Origin of the sequence: Zobellia russellii, assembly GCF_018728565.1 — a bacterium.
Taxonomy (GTDB): Bacteria; Bacteroidota; Bacteroidia; order Flavobacteriales; family Flavobacteriaceae; genus Zobellia; species Zobellia russellii.
In genome coordinates this window covers 59,246-82,182 of sequence record NZ_JACSOI010000004.1, presented here as the reverse complement: position 1 = coordinate 82,182, position 22,937 = coordinate 59,246, and the positions used below count along the sequence as shown (strand labels likewise).

Below are 22,937 nucleotides of genomic sequence, written 5' to 3'. Positions count from 1 at the left end.
ATGGCTTCAGGATTTTTTGCATTACTAGATGATATTGCCACACTCATGGATGACGTTGCCGCTATGAGTAAAATTACGGCTAAGAAAACAGCAGGTATTCTTGGTGATGATTTGGCCGTGAATGCCGAAAAAGCTTCCGGATTTATGTCCGACCGTGAGATTCCCGTGCTTTGGGCCATCTCCAAAGGTTCTATGGTGAATAAATTAATTATCCTGCCCGTAGCCTTTCTGCTCAGTGCTTTTTTACCCTCTGCCATAATTGTCGCCTTAATTTTAGGAGGATTGTACTTGGCCTATGAAGGTGCGGAGAAAATCTATGAAATCTTCGTGCCCCATCATAACGAATCGCATGAAAAATTGAACGCGAACATGACCGAAGCAGATATCCTTGCTTTGGAAAAGGAACGCGTAAAATCTGCCATTGTAACGGATTTTATACTTTCCGTAGAAATTATAATCATTGCTTTGGGCGCAGTAGCTGCAGAACCACTTTCCATACAAATACCGGTAGTTTCATTAATTGCCCTTATTGCCACCGTTGGTGTTTACGGCATAGTGGCTTTAATTGTCCGTATGGATGAATTTGGGCTAAGGCTCATTAACCTAAATGAGCGGGACAATAGCTTCTCTGACTATATGGGTAGATTCTTGGTAAACGCTTTGCCTTGGGTAATCAAAAGCCTGTCCGTTATAGGTACTATAGCCCTTCTATTGGTTGCAGGCGGTATTTTTGCCCATAACATTCATTTCTTTCATGACCTTTTACCGCAACTTCCAAGTATCGTTAAAGAATTCTTGGTAGGCCTTGGTGTTGGTTTTGTAGTCTTATTGGTCGTTAAATTAGTAATGAAAATTGTAAGTCTCTTCAAAAAGAAAAAATAGGCTACTGCATCAAAACGGTGTGGGATTTTAAATCCTATAGGTATCATTGGTCTTCTTTCTGGATGACGTCCATTTCCTGTTGAAAAAAGCTACTCAGCCGGTGACTCCCGTATTGTGGTGCAATGGCATCTTTGTACTTCACCCCTCCCGCTCCACGGTAAACAGTTCTACGGTTTCCTCTTTGCCCCTAAGTGGTGTATTTCCCATATCGCGGGGCTTTAAATGGGCTGGCAGCCGTAGTGCTTCTATCAGCCTTTGGGACACTAGAAGGTCTACTTGGTAACTGTTACAAAGCCCTTGTATACGGGCCGTAGTATTAAGAACATCTCCAGTAAAGATAATCTCCTTTTTTAGGGCACCGATCTCTCCGGTGGTTACCTTTCCATAATGCAGTCCGGCCTTAAAACGGGGCACTACGCCAAATTTGGTACGGTAGGCTTCGGTCTTGGCATCTAGGCTGTCTTTCATCGCAAAAAAACAACGAATGCAATTGCTGTTCTTAATGCCCGCTTCAAACGGCCAGGAAATCACAATTTCATCGCCTATATACTGGTAGACCTCACCTTCATGGGCCACAATGGCATCGGAGAAATCCGAGTAATAGGACTTCAGCAATTCAAAATAGGTAATATGGCCCAGCTCCTCCGCAATGGTGGTAGAAGATTTCATATCCAGAAACAGGAACACCCGTTTCTCCTCCACAGGTTTATGGTATTTCCCCGTGAAAAAATTCATGAGTACCCCATGCCCCAGATTATCACTGATCTCTAAATAAAAGAGCGACAAAAACAGGCTGACCACCAAAGAAACTAAAGTGCTATAAAAATCCATGCTCAGTAAAAAGTTCAAGAACTTTTGTAGCACAAGAGAATCCCACGGAGGTACCTCTAGTTCTATACTTGCCGCCAGCGGATAGGTCAAGACTATAACGGCCAAGATAAACAGGAGGTAAAACCCCATTTTGTAAACGATTTTCTTTGCCAGACTCCGGTTTTGGAACAGCTTGCCCAACCAGAATATTTCAATACACCCCATTAACAGCCCCACGCAGCCAACGGCAATAATGGCAAAAACAAAAACCTCTAGTGTAAGCGAAATGGATGTTTCCGGGTTTATATTTTCATTACCCGTTACAGCCTCCTGAATAAAAAGAATAAACAGCCCCAAAACCATATGGATAATACCAAACGGCGCAACACGCGCTAGGTTTCGCTTCATTTTTGGAGATAGGCCGGTTTTCATGGTTGGTTTGTACGATAACTGTGCACTAAAGTTATAATCTTTTTTAAAACCCGCGCCGCACAGAGCGTTCAAATAAAAGCTGAGCGGGCCCTTGGCGGATTTAACACAAGCGCATCGCAACCCTTTGGCCAATTTCACATCTATCTAAAGAACCTAAAACACATATGTACCAATGAAAAGAAAATTCATTTTTTTACTTACCGCAGTTCTTTGCAATGCATTTTTTATTTCCTGTGAATCAGATAACAGCGTAACCTGTCCCGAAGATTATACGGGCGCTCTGGATACCACCGAGGAAAAATTAGTGGGTAAATGGGTGCTGACCGCTATGACGGCCGATACGGAAATTGACCTTACGGACGATAGTGAAGAAAACCCCAGCGAGGACCTTTTTGCCCAGTACGGTGATTGCCAAAAAGATGCCAGCTACACCTTTAGCACCAACAGGGACTACACGTACGACCAGAGCCAAAATGCGGCCGATTGCGATAATAAGGTCGTTTTGGGCGGTACGTGGAAGTTGAGCGGAGACCTGCTTAGCCTTACCGGTAGCTGTAACGTTCAGAACATACCGCTAAATTTTAAAGATGACGACTCTGCCTATACCTTTACGGATACGTTTAATATCGTAGATGTAAACGGACAAACCACTCAGGCCAAGGTTACGTTTACCTACACGGCCCAATAACGGCTGTACGCTAAAACATACGCCCTATTCTATGGGCACAATTTTGCCGGTTTGGAGCACCCAGTTCTAGCCGGCAAATTTGTTTTTAGGATTCCTTGGGCGGATTAGTAAAGTAAGTGGATTTTTAACAGAACATTATCCCATATAAACCATTGCGCTTGCCTATAAAAGTCTCTAAATTTTTAACTTTGTCCTACCTGAAAATTTGGCGGTGCCTTGCTGCCCAATTTTAACTTTTGCGCACTAGGTTCCGCGTACGAATAGTATAAAATTTGCACATTCATGATCAGAACACAGCTTACAAAATTGACCCTTGCCTTGGCACTTACCATAACCAGCTTGTCCCTTAGGGCGCAGGATAATTTTAAAGAAACCTTTGCCGAAACCAACAGACCTGCTTCCCAAAATATTAGGGTTACCCTAACCGATGCCCAAGACCGTACGGCTACTGTGCCCATTACTATCCTAAAAGGAAAAAAAGAAGGACCGGTCTTTACCATCCTTTCCGGGGTGCACGGCTATGAATATCCGCCTATTATAGCAGCACAGGAATTGATACAAGAACTGGATACGGACCGGTTAACGGGCACCGTAATCATTGTGCCCATAGCCAATACCGCTTCCTTTTTCTCCCGTACGCCGTTTAAAAACCCCCAAGATGATGTGAATTTAAACCGGGCCTTTCCGGGGGATGCCTCTGGTTCCATTACCCAAAAAATAGCGGCCATGTTCACTACGGATATCATTCCGGTAAGCGATGTTCTGTTGGATATTCACGGGGGCGATGCCAATGAGGACCTCCTCCCCTTTGTCTGTTATTACAACAACGAGCAAAAACCGGAACAGACGCAATTGGCACGCAAACTGTCCAAAGCCAGTGGGTTTCAGTACATGGTTACCTATCCGTACACCTTAGAAGATACAGACCCTGCCCATTACGCCTTTAAACAGGCCGTACAGGACGGAAAGACCGCATTGAGCATTGAGAGCGGGAAACTGGGTAACGTACAAAAAGAGGCCGTTGCCAGCATAAAAAAAGGGGTGTACCAAATGCTGCATGAAATGGAGATGTACCAAACCAAAACCAGCCCTGAAAAGCCCATTGAACTGAATGGGCAGGCTTATGTAAAGGCGGAAACCAAGGGCGTATTTTTTAGCGACCTAAAAGCGGGCGATTCTGTAAAGAAGGGTGATATTTTGGGGCACACCAAAGATGAATTTGGGAATACCCTAGGCGAAATAATAGCGCCCCAATCAGGGATTATTCTTTATAAAATTGGAACCCCACCGGTAAATGTGGGCGAAACCGTATTTTGTATTGGGTACAACCGTTAAACGGTGGTAGCTTTCTACTCACCCTTTTCTCTACGAATTTCAATTACATAAAACACTAGAAGAATAAACTGAAGCTACAATTGAATCGGTTTGATAGTTCTAAGACAAACTACCTACTATTCAATATAATTGTTAGGCTTAGTTGCCGGGTTTGTGTATTTTTATAATACACTAAATCAACCTGTTATGGAACAAGATAGCAAACCTCCAACTTCCTTTTGGCTCGTATCTTCTTTTGCCATTTTATGGAATATCATTGAAATTTATTTTAGTTCCTATGAGCTGAATTTTCTACAGGAACATTTAACTACTGAGGAGTTTGATAAAATGCAATCCCTTCCTAGTTGGTATATTGTTATATTTATAGTTGCCCTATTTGCTGAAATGCTAGGTAGTTTTATGCTATTTATGAGAAAGAAAATTGCTTCTAATTTTTTTGCCATAGCACTAATTACGTTGCTTTTTATAGAGCTGTATTGGCTACTGGTCTTTGACATTAAAAAAACCTCGGTTGTATTTTATGCCATTATCCCTATGGCGGTTATTGCAATAGCCACATTCCTTTATTTCTATAGCAAACGGGCCACGAAAAAAGGCTGGCTTATATAGACAAGGCTCATTGAGCTTATAGAAAATAAAACGAGAACAAATTGACCCACAGCACATTTTCCTAAAGTCGGGGTTAAGAAGAGCTGCCATAAAATGATACACCCACGGAGAACGGAAATTCTACGCAACCTTCTTTCTCTTTTTTTTACGGCGATGAGCTAAAAACAGCTTGTTTAAAAAAAGCGTTTTACCCTACCCTTTACCGAGAAATTCTTACACTTAAACGAATAGTGTATTTCTTACACGCTCCTTACGGTTTTCTGTAATCTTATTTTGAATAGTATTGCGATATTTAAAACATGAATCTATAGGAGAAACTTATTTGTGGATAAAGCTAAGTGTGTTTTTACCTAGAGATTAAACATATAAAACAACTAGTTGCTTTATACAATTGTTGTACCCAATTAAACAAAAACCATCGTGAACTATAACATATTTGTAAAAAACCAAAGTGGAACATTCAATATCTTGGATGTCAATGAGGAAGAACTAGACAAAATTCTTGATGTTTACAAGTATGGGAAAGACACAGTTTTCATAAAAGGAAAGAAATATTGGTTCACGAAATTGCACGAAATTCAGATTTTTACATTTGAGCATCATCAAATCAAAACCGAAAAAGACCTTTGGGAAACGTGTAAATCTCAAGACTTAATCGAAAGAGGATATTTAGGATTTGGCGAATGGCTACCAGTTAAAATTTTAGAACAAGCTGGAAAAAGAGTAACTGACCAATATATTACCAATGACTACGGATATTTAAAAGATGTAAAGCTGGGAACTTCAGTTAACGAAAATTATGTGGACCCAGAGCGTATAGATGAATTAGACGGAATTGATGATGACGATTTTGATTTTACTAAACTTGTAGCACTTTTGACCGAATTAAACATAGCATATTCCCACGGTTTATTTTTATCTATTCCACTATTAATAAGAGCTGTAATCGACCACATTCCACCAGTGTTCGGAAAAGCTAATTTCCCTGATGTGTGTGGCAGTCACGGAACACATAGCTTTAGAGAAAGCATGAAAAACTTAAACAATTCGAGTAGAAAAATAGCAGACGCATTTTTACATTCTCACATAAGAAAAAAAGAAAACTTGCCGAATAGAACTCAAATTAATTTTAGAAATGATTTAGATGTTTTACTTCAGGAAATCGTTAGAGTGCGGAAAAAATAACTGGGCACAACAACGGTAATCGTTGCGCAACTATATTCTTCAATTGAACCCTATAATTTTCATGATATTTTAGAAAAATTATCACTAAAAATCAAGTAGTTACAAATTACACGTAAAGCTAAAAATGTATAATTTTATGAAATTACAGCTTGTGCAACAAGCTCAACACCTATAAACAATAACGCCCTGAACGACGCCACTGCCCATAACTAAACGTTAGCAAAAAATCGAACACAACAAAATGAGTAAACCAATTGAGTTAGAGAGTAATCCCGTAGAGTATGATTATGAAGATTATATATGTGCATTTTTTCAAAGTGGTGGTTTATATGTAGAACGTTCAATTATACATCGAGAAACAGAAGAAATTTTAGAATTAGACATTATTACAACTGATTTTTTAAAAGAGAACACCTCTAAAAAATTAGTTGAAATTAAATCGGGGAAATGGGGCTTTAACGAGATTTTTAAAGTAAAAGGTTGGTTAGTCTATTTAAAAATTGATGATGGAATTTTTATAGTCAAAAAAGAAAGGAATTCATTCAGCTATTTTGAAAAAAAATCAAAAGAATTAGGTATTACTTTAATTGACAATTCTGATTTGAGTAAAACCAATGACTGTCTAAAAGATTTTTTACATCAAGCAGCAGATGAAAAAGAGATAGAAACCCTTAGATTTTCATATTTACTTGAAAGAAAATTATTGAAAAAAATTAAAGATTTTAAAAAGCAGAAACCCAATAATCAAGGTTTTAAAAATTTAGATGACTATTTTTTTAAGGTAAATAGTGGTTCTTTTTTTTCTAATAATCCAATAAAAAGAATTAAACAACTTTTTGAGGTATATCTCAAATATAAAAATCTAACCGCAAAAATATGTTACGAACTTGAGAATGGAGAATATAACGAAAATGTTGAAGAATTAACTAAAGAAGGTTTTGCAGACACTTTCTACAAAGCAAGTAATTCACCTTTGCAAATCTCTCTTTACATAGAACATATAGCTCGAGTAACTATCTTAAAATCTTGTGCAGAACATCTAATTAAAAATCATCAAGATTCATTTGGTGAAGAAACATTTCTTGAGAGCATTGATTATTTGAGTATACCAAATACAATTAAAAACGGATTAGATGAACTTGTTAAAGAGCCCTATTTCCATAGATATCCGGTTTTTTGGCAGTTCTTCACTTACGTTATGGGCGGTTTTATTCTAACCGATTTAAGAGAGGTTGAATATCAATATATTGCGGATAACACAGGAATCCCTGTTGAACATATTCCTAACGCTTTTGAAAGTTACAATAAAGTTTTTCCTAAAAATTCTGGATGGATGTTTAAATTACCAAAATCCAATATTGAATTTCACAGATTCTTTTCTTTACCTTTTTCTGGAGTTGGTGCAAATCACCGAAGATTTCTACATTTACCACATTTAGATGAAAAAGAACAAACTTATAAAGAATTGGAAAAAATAATTTCTGGTGATAAAACTATGTCAGATTTAAGTAAATGGAATAATTTAGGCTATGAAATTTTAAAATAAAAAGCTGGAGCTAACAATGGTGCCCCGCTAGCGCTCGTTTGTAACGAGTGCTCCATACAGTTCTTGCAAGTAACAATAAAGCTGTTTGATGGATAAGAATAGGTTAATGACCAGTCTAGATAAAGCTTTTTACCAATACATTCAACATTATAATGATAACTTAGATTACGCCCCCGCTAGCACTCGTTTGTAACGCGTGTTCTACATGAGTATACGAGTAAAACCTAATCTGTGGTAGACTAGTAACTCAACCCAAAAACACCCAGTTACATGAGCACAATGCATACTTCATTTACGCTATCTTTGCTTTTCATAACTAATCTGCCCCTAATTGAAAACGCAACTGCTACCTAACCACTTCTACAATGTATTCTTGATAGTTTTTCTAATAGCCTACAACCCTATTTTTGCACAAAAGGATTTAGAAAACAGCAAGATGGTAACCACTGTACTCAAGGCCTTTAAAAAGAACAACGAAAAGAAAATTTTAAAGTGCTTGCCTACCAAAAAAGATATTGAACACCTTGTTCCGCTAATTAAAGAAGCACGACCGCAAGAAACCATTCCTGCAACAGATTCGGTATTAGCTAATTTTAAAGTGGAGCTAATTAAAAATTTTAGACAATTGATTAAAAAAGGAAACGCTTTTGGTGTGGAATGGGAAAATATTGTTTTAACGGGAGTCCGTTATAATGTAAATCCCTACCGGAACGTACTTGTTGAGCGAGGAGATATTACGCTAGAATGTACTAGTGGTTCTATAGAATTTCTTTTGATCATAAAAAAGTCCATCAATATCCGCGGAAATTGGAGAATAATGAACCAAATGAAATTTAGGCTGCTGTAAACTAATGCATTAGAATTTTATGTTTGAGAAACTTAAAAACAAGAATATAATCGTGATTCTCATATTTTCTGGTTTTGTGCTTTGGGGCTTTTGCTCCCCCGCCAACGCCTATTTGCGAAGAGTGCTCTACACCCCAATGCCGCAAGCGTTACGCTAGAGCCTGCACCATGGCAGAGACAATGTTATACATCATGAAAAGCCTCTTTACATACATATTAGTTTTTACAGTTTGCTTCGGATGTTACGAAAAGAATACAGAATCGAGTTCTGAAATGAATGCAACTATAATTTTTGGTTCAGATTCCAAAAACGAAAAGTTTACGTTGTTTTTCAGTCAAACAAACGATACGCTTAATTATAAATATGTAAATCAAATTGACACAATGAAAACGTTAATAATAGAGAAAATAATAGACACAGACACTCTTCTTTTCGGGTTTGAAAAATTCATAAGAACTGGTCAAATCCCTTTTGTGGAGGACGAACTCCAGAGTTTAGAGTTTGAATTTTATCATAAAGAAAATTATGCAGATGATGGAACCGGTCCAATTTTGTTCAACCCAAAATATGGCCTACTAGCAATAAACAATGTATTTGGACCAACAATTATATTTCTAGATAAAAGAAATGACAGCCTGACCAAAGAAATAATTAATAAACTGAACGAATAAAAAGGTCAGCCGAACTCAGGCAGAATTACACCTCTAAAACCTAATACGCCAATCCAAAATAATCCATAAGCTCCTCATAGCTCATTTTCTTAAAGTTGGGCCGCTCAGAACGCCCAGCAAGAGATACGCCCCCAGGAATCATAACGTACTTGTATTGTGGTTTGGCTATAGAGGAACCGGTTAATTCGTGGTCGCTAAGGTCTGTATCGTCCGTAGAGGTGACTTGAAATCTTATTTCTCCCCTATCATCAAAATGAATAGCGACAAAATACCGTCGTATGGCAAAACCGGAGTGATCAAAAACTAAAGGTAATTGGTATACCGCATTAGAACTACTTCTATAAAAGCACAATACAAACCCACCATTGTCTAAAAACTCTCTGGTAAGCCTAACCTCATCTACTTTCATACTTTTTGACCGTGCTCCATCCAAATAACTAAAATCTTGGTCTAGCCAATCGCTATACATAACGTTTGCGGTTCCCGTTTCTCCCTGTTCACCTGTATCTCCTTTTGGTCCTTGCTCCCCTTGTACGCCCTGTTCTCCGGCAGGCCCCATGGGCCCAATATCTCCATCTGCACCATCTTTTGAACAAGATGTCAATGTTAGGGCCAACACCATTAAGCCACCTGCTAAAACTCTCAGAATAGTTTTCATAATTTTCATTTCTTTAGATTTTATACCTATTTATGGCGCAAAAAATAAAAGGTTAACCTGTAGAGAGGAAAAAAAGAAAAGAGTAAAATTCCTAGAAAAGAAAGGAAGTTGTGGCTTATTAAGGCCAAGCGCATGAACTGTGGTAGAAAATGGAAATCAAGGGCACTAGCAGTTTGGAATATTTAATTTTCTTTGCTGCGGGTGTTAGCCTTACCGTTCTTTTAGTATTCCTGTTTTTTCCTCAAAATGAATTTAGTTTTAAACTAATACCAGTAAGTCTTCTTCTTATGGTCCTAATCATAGGAATAGGGAGAAAATCCATCAAAAATAGAATTGCCGAAATTCTTGAGGATATCGTAAAAAACAAAACTTAAAATCTTCCTTACCATACCCCTATCATTAAAAAAGTTATTTTGTTTTTATATGTGAAAGATATGTGCTAAATTTAAAGGAACAGCGCCCTAAACTACTAGCATACAGTAGTATATACAACATCTTAATTACTTAACCACCCTAAATCTAGTCGTATGGAAAAACTTATACGCGGTAGTATCTACATAGACATTTTTCACACCATTTTTGGCGTAGCCGGAGCCATATACTATTATGCACAAGGCCGTTATGCAGCCGGTAGCGTTTTAGCACTTATAGGTATCGTATACTTGATAAAAATTTTGGACCCTTTCTTTAGAAAGCAAAAGTCTAATTTTCAGGAAACCCAAGGGTGAGTACCACGGTAAGCTCTTTTTAATGAAACAAAACCGACTCTGGAATTGCTTCTTTGGCAAATGTTGGACCGTTCCATTCAAGATTAAATTGTGGCTTTCCCTTTTTACCACTTCTGTAATACAATGAAATGGGATGCAATCCGGCTTTTAGCCTGTACTGCCCGCTCATTTTGGAGTTTCTTGTGTACCCATAATCCGCATCAATAACGGTAGATTCGTGAATACGTAGCACTCCTCCGGCATTGGCACTTAGGTAAAAAGTATAAACTCCGTCTGAAGGCACCTCTATATAGCCTTCAAAATAAAGCACTTTACTATTTTCCGAAATTTGGATTTCAGGCGATATTTGCTTGGACACTCCTGTTTCCGATGGTGTTAGTGCCGCTACTGAAGGAACCCAACGAAAATTCCCCACAAAGGATTTCCATGTCACACCTTTTTTTAAATCCTTTGCCAATATACTGGGAACCAAGGCCTGGTCATAAGGACGGACTGCGGTAGAATTGGGCATACGCTGCTGCAGTACACGCGCTTTCATTTCTTGCTGAAGCTGCAAGAAGTCACCCGAACCCGCCAAGTTTTCCGATTGTTCCATATCCTCGATTACATTATAAATTTCAAAATCATCATCCTCTGACTTAATATCGTATCGGACACCCACATAATGACCCTTACGAATCATCTGCATTTGGTTTCTACGACGGTCTCTTAAATCAGCACTAAAATCATCATAACCCGGAGTTTTTCCGTTCTGAAAATATTCCACATAAATAGAACTGGGTGATTGATCTCCCTGTCCCGTTAAGGAAGGTAATAACGAGGTTCCGTTGGATACCGCTGGAGCAGGAATACCGGCCACTTCGGAAAAGGTAGGCATCCAATCATAAGAGATACTGGGGCTGGAAACTACCGTGCCCTTCTTTATGTGTTTAGGCCATCTGGCAATAGTGGGCATACGTAGACCTCCCTCCCAACAGTCTCTTTTAATTCCGGTAAAAGGTCCGTAGCTACCAAAAAATGTTGGTACAATAGGCTGGTTTTCCAAATAGGATTCCACCGATGGGCCATTATCCGAAGTAAAGATTACCAAGGTATTATCATCAATTTTTAAGTCTTCTAAAAGTTGAAGGATGTCACCTACGGCCGAGTCTATCCTGCGGGTATCCGTTGCATATCTCTTATAAACGTTCGTCCACGGAACGGGCTTTTTACTGTTCTCGGGAATGTAGGTGGCATCAGCATAATCCGGGTGAATCCAAGAATCTACTTCGCCACTGGCCGTATTTATCATTTTACCGGGTTCACCAAGCCATTGCAGCCCACCGTTAAGTCCGCCTCCTTTGGGATATGCCTGTGTGGGCAGTTCCAATACCGCATGCGGTGTGTCATAGGCCAGATACATGAAAAAAGGTTTGTTACCTTCCTCGCTCTTTTTATGGTCTACAATCCATTTTTTGGCTGCGGCGGTCCATAAGTCTGCGGTATAGCATTTATCCAGGTCAGGAGTTATGTTGGTCCTGTTTTCATAAACCTCTTTGGTGCCACGGTAAATACCTTCTTTTGGATAATGCTCATGCCCATCGCCATGCCTTATATATCCCAAATAATAATCAAACCCTTGGTTTAAAGGATGCGAAGGCCAGTTGGGGGCTTTCCCCTTGCCCTGCAATCCCCACTTACCTATGGCCGCTGTCTTATAATCCGCTTCTTGTAAGATAGACCCTAATGTATGGTTGTAAGCCAAAGCCTTATCAAACTGATTGTCCCTAATATTGGCATGCCCTTGACTTTGCCCTAATAGTAACGATGCCCTAGAAGATGCACATACAGGCGCCGCGGAATAATGGTGTGGCATTAACGCTCCTTCGTTAGCCATGCGGTCTAGGTTGGGCGTAAATTCCTGGGGCGCGCCATTTCCGTCCTTGGTTGTCCTTTGCTTTTGAAAAAGTACCCCTAAATCGCCAAAACCTAAATCATCCGTTAAGATGAAAATGATATTGGGTTTTTGATAGGTATCCGAAGAGGTCTGCGCATTTAGCCCCCAACCTATACCAATCATTAAAATTCCGATAGTCGCAATACGTAGTTTAGTAAAGTGCTGCATATATTCCTATTTCTAGTTATGATTTTTTTATTTGAAAACGAAGGTGGTCACAGACTTTTTGGGTATCGTGAAGTTACCGCCTTCTAGTTTCTCTAAATCTTTATATTGCAAATTCTGCTTGTCATCTGTGATATAGCTACGACCTTCTCCATACGCTTCAACTTCTATCGGCAACTTTAAATCTACGGACGCTTCTGTCTGGTTTACAGATACTACCACCAGACTATCATCTTTATTTTTATATGCTGAAATCAATAGGCCCCTCTGTAAGGTTTCAGTTGAATTATAGTGCTCGTAATCAATAGAAATACGCTTTGCTCCAGGGCGGATGAACCTGGCATAATTCCCCAAAGCCCACAACAATTTTGAATCATAGACAGCACCATCTTCCCTGTTTTTATCATGATAGATCAAACCGTCTTTAAAGTCATACGGACTCATGGCCAGCCACCAGTGCCACATACTGGCATTAGCAATAGTTAGATCGGCATGGATAACCCGTGCCACATATAGGGCGGTCTGCATACCCAAATCCTTACCTTTTCCTTTAATTTCCTCGTTGTTTTCCAAGATGCAATATTCACTCATCCCATATGCCAAGAAAGGATATTTTAAAAGCTTTTCCACAATACGTTCCCTTTCCCTTTTGAGCTTTTCTATAGGCCAGGTGGTGAAATAACTATGCGCCGCGACTTTAGGGTTCAGCGTACTTAAGTTTCCTAAATAATTGGGACTTGAAGGACTGAAGAAGGTTTCAATCTGATTACTTCTATTGTTATGTTTCTTTTTGGTTCCGGTGAGATAATCAATGGCTCCCGCTTCCGTAATTTCTAATTGAGCCGACACATGTTGGAGCCGAAAAACCGAATCGATAACCCTAGCGGCAGAGGCCAACTCATTATTGTTCCAAGGAGAACCTTCTTGACCGCCTTTCCATTCCCATTGCGGTTCGTTAAACGGACTTATATAATCAAAATCTACTCCTACACTATCCTTAAAATGATGATATACATTTACAAGAAAATTAGCGTAGGTACCGTAATTTTCGGAAGCCAGATTCGCCGATAATCCATCATCCGAATGCCCTTTCCCATTCTTTGTAAGCTGAATAGGCGGACTGTTTACAAAAGCAATAAATTGCTCCACTCCCCTCTCCTTCGCAGCTTTTAAAAACCACTGTTGTCCTGCCTGTTTTTTCCAGTCGTATACACCTTGACCCTGTAAAAAACCTTCCGTTCTTCGCCAAGGGTCCTTTATGCCACTATCATCCACTTGAGCTGCACTTCCCGCTCCAATATTAAATCGCCAAGCGGATAGCCCAATACCCTTTGGGGAACCTTGGTCATCGGTCTTCATACTAAACAACCAATCCGCTATTTGGTTTCGTTTATCATCGGGCCATAATCCCGTGAATTGGGCCGCCCATGCATCCGAAGCCGCAAAACTATGAAGGGTCTGGTACTCGATATCCTTATCAATTTTCACTTCAACGGAATGCTGTGCCAGTCCCTTTCCGCAAATGCCAAACACAAATATTCCCAATAACAAGTTCTTCATGTACCTCACGCTTCTTTTCTTTTTGTATTCATTACTTGCCAGCTTTGGTAACTTTTAGAATACTTCTATCATTGCTGAAATGGCCATTTCTAAAATCGCCCTCACAAGCATCCAAAAGTTGGCTTTTCAATTCTTGTAATTTCTGCGGATGTTCTTTGGACAAATCATTGGCTTCCTTAAAATCATTGGGCAGATAAAACAGTTCAAAAACATCCTTATCCAAATCTGTTCGTATTTTCCAACCTTCATTGGTAATTAAGGTGGGGCCGGTATAGGAGGAGTACACCACAAACTCATGTTCCTCTCCCAAATTTTGCCCTATCAACTCATTGTAAAAGGAAATTCCATCAGTATTCACCGGTCCTGAAAAGCCCACAAGTTCCGCTACGGTAGCCAAAATATCATAGTTGGCTATTAGCTTATGAGACGTTCTTCCCGCTTCTATTTTAACGGGGCATTTAATGATCAAGGGAACCTGAATGCCACCCTGAAGGTTACTTCGCTTCATTCCGGCACGCCCCCCGTTTCCGTCAAAAACATCGCCGGACAAATGACTGTAGTATTTATGCTCCACATCATCAAAACGCTTGCCCGTTTTTATATTGGAATACGGTTTTTCTACAAGCCCTTCCTGTGCATAATAAATTTCATGTCCATTATCGGCCGTAAATATGATCAAGGTATTATCATCAATTTTAAGCTCTTTTAACCTTTGCATAATCTGCCCCACATTGTCATCCAACATTTTTACCATAGAGGCATACTCCTTTTCAATGGGCGTTAAGCGGTCGTCATTTAGAAAATCCTCATGGACTTTAGGAATGGCCACAGGGCCGTGAGGCAACTGCGTGGGGAAATACAGAAAAAAAGGCCGGTTCTTATTGGTGCTAATAAAATTGAGGGCTTTGTTCATGAATAGGTCTTGGGAATACTGCACCTTCCCATCCATACGCTTTCTTTCCTTATAATTTTCGGGTATTTCCGGTTCACCGGATTTACCACAGTTGGCCAAAGTGTTCCCCTCTATATGTACCAGTTTTCCCTTTTCAAATAAAAATGGAGGATAAAACCCATGTGCACGTACATGATCCAAATAACCATAATAGTAGTCCCAACCGTGTCTTTTCATTTGATAATCTGTAGTTGAAAAACCCCATTCCAATTTTCCAATTTGTGCCGTTTTATACCCAGCCTCCTGTGCCACCTGCCCTAAAAACAATTGATTATCAGGTATTTGCGTTAACGCACTATTTACCATATTTTCAATTTGAGCTTGACTCAATTCTCCCGTACTTATCTTCTTATATAATGTGCCCGGTGTAATTTCAAAACCCTGTTCGTGACTGTCATGAAGGCCGGTAATCAGAGATGCGCGTGCCGGGGCACATAACATGTTGGAATAGGCTTGGGTAAAACGCATTCCTTCTTTGGCCAACTGGTCTATGTGAGGTGTCTTTATAATTTTTTGTCCTTCATGCCCTAATAACCCTATTCCCAAATCATCGGCATATATAAAAACAATGTTGGGTTGTTGAACTGTAGTATCGTTACTTTTATATTCCTGCGCATAGCCACAAAACAACCCAATAAGCATGACAAAAATGGTCATATATCTTTTCCGAAAGTGTACTACATACTTCATATGAACAGAATTAAATTAAATGGCGTCTAAGCTATTTTCTATTCCTTCTACCACCGGTATAGAAAGTAATCTATAACCTTCCTTTGTGTAATGTACATTACCTGGGCCAGCGGCATGTTTTTTGTGAATCTTTTTGGAAGTACGATTAAGCGGGTTTACCCGTATCCCATGTTTTTTCATGACCTCTAACGCCGCTTTATTATATATTTTGTCCGATTTTACAAAGCGCCCCACTTCGCCTTTAGGCACATAACTGGTTGTGGCAAAAATGAGCTGGGCCCCTGTCTTTTCTAAGCGAATTACCAGCTTTTCTAAATTTGCGGCATACACTTCTGGAGTATAGGTTACCGTACCCTTTATTTTATCTCTGTTCCCCACTTCCTTTGAATCCGGATGGCGGTAGCATAAATCCCACAGGCCCCAATTAAAATGGATAACATCCCATTGGGTACCCCCTAACCATTCCTCCAATTTCTCAAGCCCCGTACCCGTATGTTGGGCATTTCCTTCATTATGAAATACATTGGCCCTATCCCGTAAAGCCGATTTTACATGTGGCGTATAACCTATAGAAATGGAATCACCTATGATGAGAACATTAGGTTTAGTGTCCTGTTCAAAACCGACTAAAATTCCGCATAGTGCGATAATTAGAAACAATTGTTTTTTCATTTTCTGTAATTTTATTGGTGATGAAACTCTTGCTCTCCACTCAAAGTCCTATTCTTAAATCAAATAAAGAGGCCCAAAAAAATGGACCTCCCTCAACAAAAATTAACTAACTCTAAATCACAATATTATTTTACGTTCAGATAGGTTTCTTGGTTAAATGTAAACACTTCTGATGGCGTTCGTGCCTCTTCAAACAAGGTCTTCATTTCTTCTATAACTTCAGGATGCTTTTCTGCCAAATTATTTTCCTCGGCAACATCCGTATTCATATCATACAGTTCAATGGGCACATTTGGCCCACCAAAAACGTTATATTTTACCGCTTTCCAATTATCCTTACGAATGGCCTGCCTACCACCCTTTTCATGAAATTCCCAATACAGATATTCATGATTTTCCTGCTGGTCATTATTCCCTAAAAGAGTGGGCAAAAATGAAATTCCGTCTAAACCCTCTGGAGTTTCTATACCTGCTATTTCCGAAAATGTAGGGAACACATCCCAAAAAGCGGATACCAATTCCGTGGTTGACCCTGGTTGAATTTTCCCCGGCCATGACGCAATCATAGGAACACGGATACCCCCTTCATACAAATCCCTTTTTGTACCCCTAAGCGGTCCATTACTATTAAAATAATCAGGGTCTGCGCCGCCTTCCGTATGGGGTCCATTATCCGATGTAAAAACCACTATAGTATTCTGGGCAAGACCCAACTTCTCCAGCTTGGCTACAATTTCACCAACTTGTTCATCCAAGAGATGCACCATGGAAACAAATGCCGCATGTGGTTCTTCCTGTGAACGATAAGGACCTTGGTTAAATTCTGGACCATCATCCACCCCCTCGTAAGGGGTCTCCGGTGGAAATTTGCCACTATACTTTTCCATGATTTCTTCAGGTGCCGCCAATTCCGCATGCGGAATAATGGAAGCTACATACAGAAAGAAAGGATTGTCCTTGTTCAACTCAATAAACTCCAATGTTTTTTCATGTATCAACTCTGGGGCATACGTTCCTTTATTTGCGCCCTTGTTACCTTTAAGTACCAGAGAGTCCTTATTGGCCCATAAGTGACCAGGGTAGTAATTGTGCCCCAAACGCTGACAGTTGTATCCGAAAAAAGTATCAAAACCTTGATTTAACGGGTCTCCTTCAGACCCCGGAAACCCTAATCCCCATTTTCCAAAAGCTCCTGTAGTATAACCGGCATTCTTCATAGCTTCGGCCATGGTAAAAGTATTGTCCGGTAAAGGATATTGGCCTTCGGGCATAATTTCTTTATTTCCCCTAACCACCGTATGACCAGTGTGCATACCCGTTAATAAGGCCGATCTGGAAGGTGCGCAAACCGTACTGCCAGAATAATGTTGGGTAAAGAGCATGCCGTTCTTTGCCAGCTTATCTATGTTGGGCGTGGCAAATTTTTCCTGCCCATACGAACTTAGATCACCGTACCCCAAATCATCTGCCAAAATATAGACAATATTGGGTCTACCGCTATCGGTTCTTTGGGTAGTTTCGGTAGCTTCATTTGCTTTTTGCCCCTTGTTCTTACAAGAGAAAACCAAGCTTGCCAACAAAATAAAATAAAGAAAATGTTTCATCATGATGATAAGGTTAATAGATGCCACGAAGCATTTAATACTTCGTGACATTTGCATTCAATTAATTATCGGTACCCATTGTTTGTAGGGTCTGATTCTAATAGGTTTGGATTAAGCTCCAACTGATTCTGCGGTACTGGAAGTAGCACATGGTACGGCTGTATATTGGCCCCTGGATTATTCCAAGGTCTATGCTGAACAGATTGTACCGTTTCCAACAAAATACCCCATCTGATCAAGTCCATACGACGGTGACCTTCTGCACTTAGCTCAAATTTACGTTCATCATATAAAGCTTCCCTAAATTCTTCTTTGGACATGCCGCTCCATGGCTGGTCCGGTTCAAACGCTCTTTCCCTAACCTTGTTCACATAAAAATAGGCTGCTCCCGGTCCGTTCAGCTCGTTTTCGGCCTCGGCTGCCATTAAGTAGACGTCCGCCAAACGGAAAACAATATAATTTTCCGGGTGATTACCTCGCAAGGAGTTCTCCTGATCTAAATTCCAATTTTTTCGGAAGTAGGGAAAGGACAATTTCCAACCTAAGTATTCAGTGACTATAGTGGCATCATACCTTAAATCTCCCTCTTGCCAGTTCTCTCGCATAGCGAATTCCGGTAAGGGTACGGACCAACCATAACCTGTCATATCCTCGCCTTGAGCACGTAAAAGCCCTTGAAATATATCGACCTTTTTTCCAGAAACCCCGTTTACAATAGTATCGTTATTTCTTCCTGCGGGCTCGTCCCTAATACGTGGGTTGTAGTCATCCGTTCTTGTAGTGGATAAGTTTCCATCATAATCTGCCTCAAAATCTACTACAAAAATGTATTCATCATTGTATTGATTGCTAGGATCAGACTGATCAAAAACATCAGAATAATTATCTAACAGTCTGTGTGCACCTCCATCAATTACAACATCGCACTCTGCTTTGGCCAGGGCCCACTCTTGATCAAAAAGATGATATTTGGCCTTTAAGGTTGCAGCTGCCCATTTACTGGCCCTTCCCAAATCATTACCGGAATACGTGCTAGGCAACAAATCAAACGCCGTAGCTAAATCTTCTTTCATAGCACTTCTTATCTCCTCCTTTGGAGTTCTTCCCAAGACCGATCTTTCAAGAACGGGTAATTGCTCTGTATAAAACGGTACGTCTCCCCACAAGTTGGTAAGATGAAAATATGCCAAAGCCCTTAAAAAAAGTAACTCCCCTAACCTGCTGTTTTTGGCATCTTCGGACAAGCTTTCATTTCCTTCAATATTGGAAATAAACTCGGTTGTGTTATTTACCACACGATACAATTGTATCCAAGTACCGTTACCATCTGCGGTTCCTTCCTGAATGAGGTAGTTATGGATAGAGCCGTTAACGTCCCTATTAGCTGCTTGGATATCCGCTCCGCTGGTGTAATAATTATCTAATCCACGTTGTCTGTACACATTGTTGTCATGAAGCAATCGGTACACTCCGTTCACCGCCAATTCTGCTTCTTTATCATTTGTAAAAAAAGCATCTGGGGTAATCTCGTCCCGTAAATCTTCTTCTAGAAATTCTTCACATGAGCTTAGAGCTAAAAAGCCCACAAGCAGCATCAAAAATTTATTTGCTATTTTAGTTTTCATATCCTTATTTTTTTAAAATTCTACTTTTAGACCTAGTGATATTGTTTTTGCATAAGGATACTGCCCTGATGCGAAACCTTGGGATACAGAACCAAGGCCACTCCCGGCCGTAAAATTATTTACCTCGGGATCACCTAAACTAAAGTCTGTAAAAAGTAGGAGATTGGTTCCTGTAACATATAAGTTCAAAGAACTGAATACCTCACTAAGTGCACCCGATTCTAAAGGAACATTGTAGTTTAAAGACAGCGTCTTTAGCCTTATGTAAGAACCGTCTTCAATATTTAAACTGCTATTTGGGTTGAAAAGACTATTAGAAGGACCCGCTCTTGGAATATCAGAAGTTTCGTTTGACCCTGCTATCCAACGATCTAAAACTATTGGATCTACGTTTTGTTCGCCTCTACCAAAATAGGCCGTTTGTGTTCTTATGTTGAAGATTTCCGCACCATAACTCCCGTGAAAAAATACATCTAACGTAAGATCCTTATAAGTAAAGGTATTTCTAAACCCACCATAAAATTCAGGAATAGGACTACCTAATACTACAAAATCTTCATCGTTAATATTAGAATCACCATTTAAATCTTCGTACCTAGGGCCTCCGATAAACGATCTCCCTTCCCTACCATCTGCAATAATTTCATCAGCAGATTTGTAGGTTCCCAAGTATTTTGCACCAACAAAAGTTGGTAATGCTTCGCCAACAATCAATCGTGCCGAATTACCTCCCTGGTTCCCTGTTGACTGTAATGAAATATACTCCTGACCATCCAGCTCCAATATTTCACTTTTGTTGGAAGAGATGCTTAGATTGGATTCCCACTGGAAATTTTCATTTTCTACATTAACCGTATTTAAACCAAATTCAAAACCACTGTTCCTTACAGAACCCAAGTTTTGTAATTGAGTGGTACTATTTGCACCAACCTGTCCCGATAATGCCACAGCTAACAAAAGATCATCTGTTGTCTTATTGTAATAATCGGCCTCAAAAGATATTCGGTGGTTAAAGAAACCTAATTCCAGACCCAAATCCAGCTGCTTGGTAGTTTCCCAACTTAATCCGCTACTAGGAACATCGCCCACTACCACGCCATTGATCAAAGAACCATTAAAGACCGTTGTTGTGTTGGAATAGGTAGCCAATGAATTATAAGCTGCTACCCCTTGTTCTCCGACAATACCGTAACTACCTCTAAGTTTAAAGCGATCTATAACATTGGAATCTGCCATAAACTCTTCTTCATCTACGTTCCAAGCAGCCCCTATGGAAGGAAAAAACGCATACTTATTGCCCGTCTCAAATACCGAAGACCCATCATACCTGCCCACCAGAGTAAGCAAATATTTACTCTTGTATCCATAATTTACACGACCCAAAAATGAGCTTAAGGTACGTTGTCCATAACCAGAACCTACTACAGCGGTTGAGGCATCACCCAATGCCAAATTATTGAAGAGTACTACATCATTTGGAAAATTATCGGCTTCGGAAAACGTACTCTCATTATTGTCTTTTTGCCATGTAAAACCACCTAATAGCTTTAGGGAGTGGTCTTCTAGATCCAAGTTATAATTAAGTGTATTTTCGTTCAAAATGCTTTTGGTGAAATTGTTATTAATTCTACCAAAGCCACCATTAACTCGTTCCGGTAAAATTCCGGGTAAATAGTTATTTTCTTTTACATAATTTAACTGAGCACCAAAAGTAGATTTGAAAGAAAGGTTTTTGGCCAGTTCATATTCTACATAAGCATTGGTTATTACCTGTGTAACCAAGTCATGGTCTACCCGTAATTGGATATCTGCTTCTGGGTTACGTTCCAGGCCCGCACTAATAGGGTTCTCAAAAGAAAAGCTCCCATCTTCCAAATAAACCGGACGTGTTGGTAATACATTGGATACTATATCCGAGTAATTGACCTTATTATTTTCTATTTTGTAGTGTGTAATGTTAGCTCTTATACCCGTCTTAAACCGGTCTGAAACCCTAACATCAAGATTGGTCCTAAAGTTTACCCTTTCCAAACCAGAACCTCTTAAAACCCCTTTTTGGTTGAAGTAGTTTCCTGAAATAAAGTAATTGGCATTCTCAGAGTTTCCGGTTACGGAAACATCTGTATTTGAAATGGTACCAGTTTGTTCAACAAGATCTAACCAGTCCGTTGTGGCCGTTGTCTCAGGATTTAATACCAATGGTAAAGAAGTATCAGTAAACCCAAAACCATCTGCTCCCGGCGTAAATTGGTAAGACTCGTTTTTGTAATCAACAAATCCCTGTCCGCCTAAAATATTGATACGGTTGGCCGTTTCCTGAATACTTTGGTAATGGTTAATAGCTACGACCGGCTTACCGGGCGACATCCCTTTTCCATTTTTTGTTGTGATGAGAATAACACCGGAAGCTCCCCTTGTTCCGTAGATAGAAAGTGCCGTGGCATCTTTAAGAATTTCAATGGATGCAATATCGTTTACGTTGATGGTGTTCAGGTTAAATCCGGTTCCTGCAATAAAACCGTCAATGACATATAAAGGATCGTTATTTCCGTTTATGGAACTATTACCTCTAATACGGATGGTGGAACCCGAACCTGGAGTACCGTTATTGGAGGTTACCTCTACCCCTGTAGCTCGCCCCTGCAATGCCTGGTCTACCCTTGCCACCGGTTGGTTTTCCAAAACATCGGATTTAACCGATGATACGGAAGACACCAAATCTTTCTTGGTAGATGTACCGTAACCAATTACGACCACTTCGTCTAGAAGGGCCACATCTTCCTGCAGTACAACATTAATAGTAGTGTCATTCCCTACCAACACACTTTTGGTAACAAACCCCAAATAGCTAAATTCTAAAGTAGCACCCTCGGATGCCTTTATAGAATAGTTTCCGTCAAAATCCGCAACGGTTCCTACCGTGCTTCCCTGAACCAATACATTAACACCGGGAAGAGGTTGGCCAGACTCATCCGTAATGGTTCCTGTTAAATTTTGCTGCGCCTGAAGCGATACCAGACTGAAAAACAGCAGTAGCAATAACATTCTTTTTAAATTCATAATGGTTTATGTTAGTTATAATTAATAGCCTTAAGTTGAGTTGTTGAAGGCCTATGGTAAATATATTGCAGGGTTGGATTGTGGATATCTCATAATGGTATACTTATGTTGCATATTGCCATTTTATGGGCTTTAAGAGACCTTTTTGCAACATATATACCCTATATTTAGTACATGATTTAACCTTATTTAACTGGTCAGCATTAAAACGAGGGTAACACTCCCTAGAACTACTTTTAAAAAATACCTCAAAGCAAAATGTAAACCTTCGTAACCACACCA

The 22,937-nt window shown here is 39.8% G+C and carries 19 protein-coding genes; 10 read left to right on the top strand and 9 right to left on the bottom strand.

Annotated elements, in window-relative coordinates; translation table 11 throughout:
• Positions 1–882, top strand: coding sequence for a DUF808 domain-containing protein (locus tag H9565_RS11065; protein WP_215439612.1), 882 nt, complete (start codon positions 1–3; stop codon positions 880–882).
• A 138-nt stretch (positions 883–1,020) separates the two neighbouring features.
• On the opposite strand, the gene H9565_RS11060 is transcribed toward H9565_RS11065, so the two are convergent.
• Positions 1,021–2,124, bottom strand: a complete 1,104-nt coding sequence (locus H9565_RS11060) for an adenylate/guanylate cyclase domain-containing protein (RefSeq protein ID WP_246560531.1) — start codon at positions 2,122–2,124, stop codon at positions 1,021–1,023.
• Positions 2,125–2,296: 172 nt separating this feature from the next.
• Here H9565_RS11060 and H9565_RS11055 point away from each other — a divergent pair, with 172 nt between their 5' ends.
• From H9565_RS11055 to H9565_RS11025, 7 genes are all read left to right on the top strand, one after another.
• The gene (locus tag H9565_RS11055; RefSeq protein WP_215439610.1) at positions 2,297–2,812 is read left to right on the top strand and encodes a DUF5004 domain-containing protein; all 516 of its coding nucleotides are present in this window, start codon (positions 2,297–2,299) and stop codon (positions 2,810–2,812) included.
• 282 nt (positions 2,813–3,094) lie between these two features.
• A complete protein-coding gene (locus H9565_RS11050; RefSeq protein WP_215439608.1) occupies positions 3,095–4,147 on the top strand; it encodes a succinylglutamate desuccinylase/aspartoacylase family protein in 1,053 nt (350 codons plus the stop codon).
• 186 nt (positions 4,148–4,333) lie between these two features.
• Positions 4,334–4,756, top strand: a complete 423-nt coding sequence (locus H9565_RS11045) for a hypothetical protein (protein ID WP_215439606.1) — start codon at positions 4,334–4,336, stop codon at positions 4,754–4,756.
• 420 nt (positions 4,757–5,176) lie between these two features.
• Entirely contained in the window at positions 5,177–5,941 is a 765-nt protein-coding gene (locus H9565_RS11040; RefSeq protein WP_215439604.1) for a hypothetical protein, read from the top strand.
• A 241-nt stretch (positions 5,942–6,182) separates the two neighbouring features.
• Positions 6,183–7,487 carry a hypothetical protein gene (locus H9565_RS11035; protein ID WP_215439602.1) on the top strand — a complete coding sequence of 435 codons (1,305 nt, stop codon included), beginning with the start codon at positions 6,183–6,185 and terminating at the stop codon, positions 7,485–7,487.
• Positions 7,488–7,818: 331 nt separating this feature from the next.
• Positions 7,819–8,334 carry a hypothetical protein gene (locus H9565_RS11030; RefSeq protein ID WP_215439600.1) on the top strand — a complete coding sequence of 172 codons (516 nt, stop codon included), beginning with the start codon at positions 7,819–7,821 and terminating at the stop codon, positions 8,332–8,334.
• Between the two features lie 383 nt (positions 8,335–8,717).
• Positions 8,718–9,005: a hypothetical protein gene (locus H9565_RS11025; RefSeq protein ID WP_215439599.1), complete on the top strand. Its 288-nt coding sequence runs from the start codon at positions 8,718–8,720 to the stop codon at positions 9,003–9,005.
• A gap of 40 nt (positions 9,006–9,045) precedes the next feature.
• Here H9565_RS11025 and H9565_RS11020 read toward each other — a convergent pair whose 3' ends face one another.
• Positions 9,046–9,663: a collagen-like protein gene (locus H9565_RS11020; protein ID WP_215440209.1), complete on the bottom strand. Its 618-nt coding sequence runs from the start codon at positions 9,661–9,663 to the stop codon at positions 9,046–9,048.
• Between the two features lie 149 nt (positions 9,664–9,812).
• Here H9565_RS11020 and H9565_RS11015 point away from each other — a divergent pair, with 149 nt between their 5' ends.
• Both H9565_RS11015 and H9565_RS11010 read left to right on the top strand, forming a co-directional pair.
• On the top strand, positions 9,813–10,037 hold the full coding sequence (locus tag H9565_RS11015; protein WP_215439597.1) for a hypothetical protein: 225 nt from the start codon (positions 9,813–9,815) through the stop codon (positions 10,035–10,037).
• Between the two features lie 153 nt (positions 10,038–10,190).
• A complete protein-coding gene (locus H9565_RS11010) occupies positions 10,191–10,391 on the top strand; it encodes a hypothetical protein (RefSeq protein ID WP_215439595.1) in 201 nt (66 codons plus the stop codon).
• A gap of 19 nt (positions 10,392–10,410) precedes the next feature.
• Here the strand turns inward: H9565_RS11010 and H9565_RS11005 are convergent, their stop codons facing one another.
• The 7 genes from H9565_RS11005 to H9565_RS10975 all read right to left on the bottom strand — a co-directional run bounded on the left by H9565_RS11005 (position 10,411) and on the right by H9565_RS10975 (position 22,655).
• On the bottom strand, positions 10,411–12,495 hold the full coding sequence (locus H9565_RS11005) for a sulfatase-like hydrolase/transferase (protein ID WP_215439593.1): 2,085 nt from the start codon (positions 12,493–12,495) through the stop codon (positions 10,411–10,413).
• 27 nt (positions 12,496–12,522) lie between these two features.
• On the bottom strand, positions 12,523–14,052 hold the full coding sequence (locus H9565_RS11000) for a glycoside hydrolase family 30 protein (protein WP_215439591.1): 1,530 nt from the start codon (positions 14,050–14,052) through the stop codon (positions 12,523–12,525).
• A gap of 31 nt (positions 14,053–14,083) precedes the next feature.
• Positions 14,084–15,694 carry an arylsulfatase gene (locus tag H9565_RS10995; RefSeq protein ID WP_215439589.1) on the bottom strand — a complete coding sequence of 537 codons (1,611 nt, stop codon included), beginning with the start codon at positions 15,692–15,694 and terminating at the stop codon, positions 14,084–14,086.
• A 15-nt stretch (positions 15,695–15,709) separates the two neighbouring features.
• Positions 15,710–16,366, bottom strand: a complete 657-nt coding sequence (locus H9565_RS10990; protein WP_215439587.1) for an SGNH/GDSL hydrolase family protein — start codon at positions 16,364–16,366, stop codon at positions 15,710–15,712.
• Positions 16,367–16,491: 125 nt separating this feature from the next.
• Complete coding sequence (locus H9565_RS10985; protein ID WP_246560527.1) at positions 16,492–17,973, bottom strand: arylsulfatase; 1,482 nt, start codon at positions 17,971–17,973, stop codon at positions 16,492–16,494.
• Positions 17,974–18,035: 62 nt separating this feature from the next.
• Positions 18,036–19,595 carry a RagB/SusD family nutrient uptake outer membrane protein gene (locus H9565_RS10980; RefSeq protein WP_215439585.1) on the bottom strand — a complete coding sequence of 520 codons (1,560 nt, stop codon included), beginning with the start codon at positions 19,593–19,595 and terminating at the stop codon, positions 18,036–18,038.
• 12 nt (positions 19,596–19,607) lie between these two features.
• Positions 19,608–22,655: a SusC/RagA family TonB-linked outer membrane protein gene (locus H9565_RS10975; protein WP_215439583.1), complete on the bottom strand. Its 3,048-nt coding sequence runs from the start codon at positions 22,653–22,655 to the stop codon at positions 19,608–19,610.
• Between the last annotated feature and the right edge of the window lie 282 nt (positions 22,656–22,937).